General features: G+C 69.7%; 5 protein-coding genes and 1 pseudogene. 2 read left to right on the top strand and 4 right to left on the bottom strand.

Features of this window, described 5'->3' with window-relative positions; genetic code table 11:
• On the top strand, nt 1-1,141 hold a 1,141-nt coding region (locus RDU12_RS10295; RefSeq protein ID WP_308684564.1), incomplete at its 5' end, for an amidohydrolase family protein.
• On the opposite strand, the gene RDU12_RS10290 is transcribed toward RDU12_RS10295, so the two are convergent.
• Entirely contained in the window at nt 1,142-3,223 is a 2,082-nt protein-coding gene (locus RDU12_RS10290; protein ID WP_300292112.1) for a TonB-dependent siderophore receptor, read from the bottom strand.
• Between the two features lie 231 nt (nt 3,224-3,454).
• Between RDU12_RS10290 and RDU12_RS10285 the strand changes: the two genes are divergently transcribed.
• Nucleotides 3,455-4,405: a TraB/GumN family protein gene (locus tag RDU12_RS10285; protein ID WP_308684563.1), complete on the top strand. Its 951-nt coding sequence runs from the start codon at nt 3,455-3,457 to the stop codon at nt 4,403-4,405.
• Nucleotides 4,406-4,493: 88 nt separating this feature from the next.
• Here RDU12_RS10285 and tldD read toward each other — a convergent pair whose 3' ends face one another.
• The 3 genes and pseudogenes from tldD to RDU12_RS10270 all read right to left on the bottom strand — a co-directional run.
• Nucleotides 4,494-5,924 (bottom strand): metalloprotease TldD, encoded by a 1,431-nt coding sequence (gene tldD, locus RDU12_RS10280; protein ID WP_300291531.1) that lies wholly within the window; start codon nt 5,922-5,924, stop codon nt 4,494-4,496.
• Between the two features lie 52 nt (nt 5,925-5,976).
• Entirely contained in the window at nt 5,977-6,735 is a 759-nt protein-coding gene (locus tag RDU12_RS10275) for a GIN domain-containing protein (protein ID WP_300291533.1), read from the bottom strand.
• Between the two features lie 12 nt (nt 6,736-6,747).
• Nucleotides 6,748-7,097: pseudogene (locus RDU12_RS10270) on the bottom strand (hypothetical protein); the annotation flags it as partial.

Genomic DNA, 7,097 nt, shown 5'->3' with positions numbered 1-7,097 from the left:
CATCACCGCCGACACGGTCGCTCCCGTCGGCGGCGAGATCCTCAAGGACGACCACGGCGAACCCACCGGCATGCTGGTCGACGCCGCCGAGCAGCTGGTCGCCGATCTGATGCCGCGGGCCAATCCGCAGTCGACGCGCGACGCCTATCGCGCCGGCTTCCGCGTCGAGGCCGCCTACGGCTGGACCGGCCTCCACTTCATGAGCGCCCCGTGGAAGGACGTACCCCTGATGGAGGCCATGGCCGAGGCCGGCGAGGCTCCGATCCGCGTCTACAACAGCATCACCCCCGACGGCGCCGCCGAACTGATCTCCGGCGGCCCGCGCAGCGTCGCCGACGGCCGGATCATCACCCGGGCGATCAAATACTACGCTGACGGGGCGCTCGGCTCACGCGGCGCGGCCCTGTTCGAGCCCTATGCCGACCGACCCGACACCACCGGCCTGATGCAGATCACCGAACAGGAGATCGTGCCGCTGTACCAGGCGGCCCTGCGCGGCGGCATCCAGGTCGCCACCCACGCCATCGGCGATCGCGGCAACGCCTCGGTGGCGGAATGGTACCAGCAGGCGCTCGCCGGCGTCGGGCCGGAGGATCGCCCGAACGGCGCCGACGTGCGCTGGCGCATCGAGCACGCCCAGATCCTGCGGCCTTCGGATTACCACTGGTTCGTCGACCTGCCGATCATCGCCTCGATGCAGCCCAGCCACGCCATCGGCGACCTGCATTTCGCCCCGGCCCGCCTCGGCGACGCCCGGCTGGACGGAGCCTACGCCTGGCACAGCCTGGCCGACCTCGGCGTCGTCGTGGTCGGCGGTTCCGACGCCCCGGTCGAGCGCGGCGCGCCGCTGATCGAGTTCTACGCCGCCGTCGCCCGCCGCGATCTGCAGGGCTTCCAGGGCCCCGACTGGCGGCCGCAGGAGGCGGTCGACCGCCAGACGGCCCTGAAGATGTTCACCCTCTGGCCGGCGTACGCCAGCTTCCGTGAGGACGAACTGGGCACGATCGAGGTCGGCAAGCGGGCCGACTTCACCGCCTTCGACGTCGACCTGATGACCGCGCCCGAGGCCGACATCCCGAAGGGCCGGGCCGTGCTGACGGTGGTCGACGGCGTCGTCGTCCACCGCGCCGATCAGCCCTGATCAGAAGGTCTTGCGCACCCGGACCTGGAAGAAGGTCCGCGGGTCAATGTGACGCCGCTCGACATAGGCGATCGGGCGCGCGGGCGTGCGGTCGGCGTAGATCGTGCGCTCGATATCGAAGTCGTTCCAGATGTTGAGCTGGGCCCGGATCGACAGGGTTTCGGTCGGCTTGTACTCGGCCCAGACCTCGAAATAGTCATGCCCGCGCCAGCCCGAGGTCTGGTCCGGATCGAAGCTCTTCTGCCCCAGCAGCGGGAGGAAGGCTCCGCCGTACTGCAGCTTCCAGCTGGTGATGTCCTGCTCCCAGGAGATCACCGCCTGCCTCGGCCGGACGTTGGAGATCGGGCGAATTTCGCCGGTGGTCGGATCGGTGACCTCGGTGTGGTTCCAGGTGTTGCGGAAGCGGAACATGCCGCCGGACACGCCCAGCTTGTCGGTCGGGATGGCGATGGTCAGGGCCAGCTGGTCCAGGGTGCCGTCGCCGATGTTGCCGACCGCGGACAGGCCCATGTCCAGCGGGATCACGTCGAGGGCGTCGGTGATCTCATCGTGGCGCAGGCCGACGCTGACGATGCCGTCGCCCCAGAAGCGGCGCTCGTAGATCAGTTCGCTGATCCAGCGCTGCTCGGGCTCCAGATCGACGTTGCCGCCGAACACGTTCTCGTCCTCGAGATCGGCCGAGGCCGCGAAATCGCCGAAGTCCAGCTGGCCGACCTCGCGTTCGAAGCGCACCCGGACCTGGTTGTTCGCCATCGGCGTCCAGGTGGCGAGGAAGCGTGGTTTGGCGAAGAAGAAGCTCTTCTCCTGGTCGGCGTCGCCGGACTGGCTGATGGTCGAGCTTTCCAGCCGCAGGCCGCCTTCCAGGGTCAGCTTGGGCTGCACCCGCCACGTCGCCTTGCCGAAGGCCTCGCCGCGGGTCTCCTCGACCTTGACCGAGGCGGACGGCAACGGGATCGGGACCCCGCCGACGGTGAAGGCCTGGTCGACCTCCAGCATGTTGTAGGCCACCTCAGCGCCGGTCTCGAATGTCAGGGCCGGCGAGCGCTCGAACCGCACCAGGCCGCGCAGGATCGACTCGGACGAGTCGCCGATCCCGGTGAAGCGCTGTTCGGGGCTGTCGACGCCGGCGAGGCGGGTGCGCGAGGTCGAGACCGATTCGAAGCTGTTCCACTGGTGGATCAGCCGCGTCTCCATCTTCAGCCGGTCGCTGAGCGGGCGGCTGTAGACGGCGCCGAACTCGCCGCCGTCGCCATCGTTGTCGAACAGGCTTTCGCGGCGGACGTCGGTGGCGGTCTGCAGATTGATGTTGTGGTAGTCGTTGACCCCATAGCGGGCGGTCAGGTCGATCTTGCCGCCGTAGAGCGGGGTGGCGAAGTTGCCGCGCACCGACTGGCCGCCGCCCCAGGCGTCATTGAAGTAATCCTCCTCGCGGATGACGACGCCGTTGGCGTCGGTGCGGATCACGGGGCCGACGCCGTTTGAGTCGCTCATCGACACGCCGTCGCTGAGGGTGACCCCCCAGGTGCGCTCGCCCTCGCGGGCGGAGAACTGGTAGGAGCCGGCGAACTGGTCCCGGCCGCCGTCGAAGAAGAAGCCGCTGGCGGTGAGGATCGACTGGCGGGTGTTCTCGGTCTTCAGGATCACGTTCACGACGACCGAATAGCCCTGCATGTCGATGCCGGGAGCGCCGCCGCGGATCAGCTCGATGCGCTCGACCTGGCTGGCTGCGGTGCGCGACAGGACGTTGGAGCCGGTGTCGTTCTTGGAGGCGGGGCGGGCGTTGTTGATCAGGATGTTGCCGACGGCGCCCTCGAAGCCGCGGCTGCCCGAGCCGTCGTTGATCGAGAAGCCGGGCACCCGGGACACCATGTCCAGCGCGGTGTTGGGCCGCTGGTCGGCGAAGAAGTCGGGGGTGAAGACCAGCACGCCCTGCTGGACCGAATCGATCTGGGCGTCCTGACCGTTGACCGGAACCGGGGCCTGGGCGACCTGCGGGTCGGGCCCGTCCGACGAGGTCTGGGCCGCGGCCACGCCTCCGGTGAACAGGATGGCGGTCGTGGCCAGAAGGATGGTCTTGGTCATTGCAGGGGTCCCCTCGTCGTGTGACGAAGGTGTGGCGTCCTGACGCGGACAGCTCCAGTTACAAGACGGCAAGGTGGATTAAAAAGCAGACAGCATTACAGGAATGTCATGCTCGTGTTCTTATCGAGGCTTCCATTTATTCTTTAATACTAGAGACGGCAGGTAATCGTGAGATCATTGTTCGCTCTATCTTTTGCCCTGTGTCTGCTGGGGTCCGCGCCGCAATCGGCCGTGGCGCAGACGCCGCAGGAGCCGGAGGCCACGACCATCGAGGAGGTGGTGGTGCTGGCCCGGCGCTCGGGCGCGCCGATGTGGACGGTCAGCCGGGGCGACAGCACCCTGATCCTGGTCGGCGCCATCACCGGCATCCCGCGCGACCTCGAATGGCGACCGGACGACCTCGAGGCCGCCGCCGCCCGGTCGCAGCAGATTCTGACGCCCCAGGAAGGCCGCGCCTCGGTGACCGACCTTCTGCGCGTCATCTGGCGCATCCGCACCATCGCCCGGATGCCGCGCGGACAGACCAGCGCCGACTGGCTGACGCCGGACTGGCAGGCGCGGCTGGACGCGGTCATGGCCGGCGAGCGCAATCAGGATTGGCGCACCAGGAGCCTGCTGATCCTCGGCTTCGACCTGATGCAGGACAAGGCCGGCTACACCGGCCGCCGGGGCGGCGACGACGCCATGGACGTGGTCCGCCGCGCCGCCCGCCGGGCCCGCGTCGAGACCCGGCCGGTCGGCACGGTGCGCGGCGACGAGCTGATCGACAGCCTGATCGAGGCGCCCCAGTCGGCCCACGTCCCCTGCGTCGAGGCGGCCATCGCCGCCGCCGAACAGGGGCCGGACGCGGCGCGCGAACGGGCCGAGGACTGGCGCGCCCGGCGGGTGGCCGAGGTGGTCGCCTCGCCGATCGACCGGGCCCTGAACCAGTGCTGGCCGTGGGGCGACCCCGAGATCGCGCCCCAGTTGCATCAGCAGTGGGCGGCGGCGATCGAGACGGCGCTGATCTCGCCCGGCGTCACCATGGGCGTGGCCCCGATCCGGCTGCTGGCGGAAGAGGGCGGCGTGCTGGACGGACTGGAGGCGCGCGGTTTCGAGGTGGACGGGCCCGAGTGGAGGGCCGAAGCGCCGGCGGCGGTCGCGCCAGACGTCGACGAGGTAGACTCCGAAAAAGGAGTCTAACTCGTCTACCTCGTATACTTCGTCGGCACCGGCGATCCGTTCCATGTCGGCAGACTGCCATGCGCCTGCGTCATTTCCGGACGTAGGGTCAAACCGCCGTTCCGCCGACCGTCAGGCCGCCGATCTTGAGGCTGGGCTGGCCGATGCCGACCGGGACGCCCTGGCCGGCCTTGCCGCAGACGCCGACGCCGGGATCAAAGGCGAAGTCGTCGCCGATCATCTCCACCCTTTGCAGGGCCGTGGCCCCGTCGCCGATCAGGGTGGCGCCGCGCACGGGCGCGGTGATCTTGCCGTCCTCGATCAGGTAGGCCTCGGTGCACTGGAAGACGAATTTGCCGTTGGTGATGTCGACCTGGCCGCCGCCGAAATTGGCCGCATAGAGGCCGCGCTTCGTCGAGGCGATCATGTCTGCCTGCTTGTCCTTGCCGCCTTCCATGAAGGTGTTGGTCATGCGCGGCATCGGCATGTGGGCGAAGGACTGGCGCCGGCCGTTGCCGGTGGCGCGGGCGCCCAGCTGACGCGCCGACAGCCGGTCATGCATCAGCCCGACCATGATGCCGTCCTCGATCAGCACGGTGCGCGAGGTCGGGGTGCCCTCGTCGTCGATGCTCAGCGAGCCGCGGCGGCCGGCGATGGAGCCGTCGTCGACCACGGTCACGCCCGGGGCGGCGACGCGCTGGCCCATCTTGCCCGAGAACACCGACGAGCCCTTGCGGTGGAAATCGCCCTCGAAGCCGTGGCCGATGGCCTCGTGCAGCAGGACGCCGGGCCAGCCGGCGCCGAGGACCACGTCCATCTCGCCGGCCGGGCAGTCGACGGCCTCCAGATTGACCAGCGCCTGCCTCAGGGCCTCGTCGACCTGCCATTGCCAGCGGTCCGGCGCGATCCAGGTCTCGAAGCCGGCCCGGCCGCCGGCCCCCGAGGAGGCGCTCTCGCGGCGGCCGTCCTTCTCCACCGTGACCGAGACATTGAGGCGCACCAGCGGGCGCAGGTCGGAGACGCGGCGGCCGTCGCCGCGCAGGATCTCGATATTGCGGCGCTCGCCGACCAGACTGGCCGAGACCTGCACCACGCGCGGATCGCGGGCGCGGGCCCAGGCGTCGATTTCCGAGAGCAGGGCGATCTTGTCGGAGAAGGCGGGCGAGGCGAGGGGGTCGACGGCCTCGTAGAGTTTCTGATTGGTGGCGCGGGGCGCCTCGGCCGTCACCCCCGCGTGGCCGGCCTTGGCGAGGGCGGCGCTGTCGGCGGCGCGGCGAATGGCGGGACCGCTGATCTCGTTGGCGTGGGCGTAGCCGGCGGTCTCGCCCACCACCACCCGCAGGCCGAAGCCTTCGGTGGCGTCATAGGCCGCGGACTTGAGGCGGCCGTCGTCGAACACCAGCGATTCGGATTCGGAGCGTTCGAGGAACAGCTCCCCGTCGTCGGCTCCGGTCAGCGCGTCCTGGAGGATGGAGAGGGCCTCGTCCGGGCTGACGTCGGCGGATTCGAGGATGGCGGGCGGCTGAACGTGAAGGGTCATGCCGTTCAGATAGGATGCGAGGCCGGCGAAGTCACCGGCCTCGCCCTGGTTGTCAGCGCTGATTGACGTCGCCCGAACCGGACACGTTCTGGATCAGGCTGGCCGGCCGTTGCGTCAGGTCGACGTCGCCGGAGCCGGAGATGGTGATCCGGGCGGCGCCGGTCGGCCCGACGGCCGCCTCTCCCGAGCCGGAAATCTCGACGTCGGCGTCCCGGGTCTCGAGCCCCGAGAGGTCGGCCTCGCCCGAGCCATGGATGTCGAGCTCGACGGTCTCGGTGCGTCCGGAGGCGTCGACATCGCCCGAACCGGTGATGCGGACCATGAGGTCGGGCTGGTCGTACTCGCGGATGCTCAAATCGCCCGAGCTGGACAGGCCGAACGTGCGGACCGAGGGGGCGGTCACCGTGATCTGCAGCCGGTCGTGGTTGCGCCAGCCGAACACCACGACCTCGGTGTCGTCGTCGTCGTTGAAGGTCAGCCGGCCGCCGCGGAGGCGCAGGCCTTCGACCTGGTCGCGGGGGCCGACAATCTCGACCGAGGCCGCGTCGCCCTGGACGTAGGTGACATCGGCGTTGACCTCGATGTCCAGACGGTCGCTGCCGTCCCAGGCGAGGGTGCGGGTGACGCGGGGGCCGCTGTCGACCCGCTTGAAGGTGACAGACTCCTCGCGGCGGACTCCGACGTGGTCGCGGAAGGTCCAGGTCCAGCCGTGGCGGGCCATGTCCTGGCCGCCGATGGCGGCGGCTCCGGCGAGGGCGGCGACGCAGAGCACCAGGCTGGCGCCGGTGATGATCAGAAGGGTGCGGATCATGCGGATCTCTCCTCAGGCCTGGGCTTGGGGTTCAAGGGCCGGCTTCAGCAGCCGGTAGTGCAGGCGGGCGTACCAGACGGTCGCATTGACCAGCAGGACGGTGGCGATGGCGGTCAGGGCGGCGAGCGCCGTGGCGCCGGCCATCATGCCGAGGCCGGCGAGGACCGCAGTGAAGACGCCGCCGGGGAAGCCGGCGAACGGACCGGCGACCATGATCACGCCGCCGCCGACGAACAGGCCGATGGCCGCCATGAAGAAGCCGAACAAGGCCCCGACCACGCCCATCAGGATGGGCAGCAGGATCAGGATGTCGATCGCGCCCAGCCCCAGCACCGCGAAGACGGCGGCGGCGGCGGCGGACG

The organism is Brevundimonas sp., assembly GCF_031082345.1.
Classification (GTDB): Bacteria; Pseudomonadota; Alphaproteobacteria; order Caulobacterales; family Caulobacteraceae; genus Brevundimonas.
This window is presented reverse-complemented; position numbering and strand designations above follow the sequence as displayed.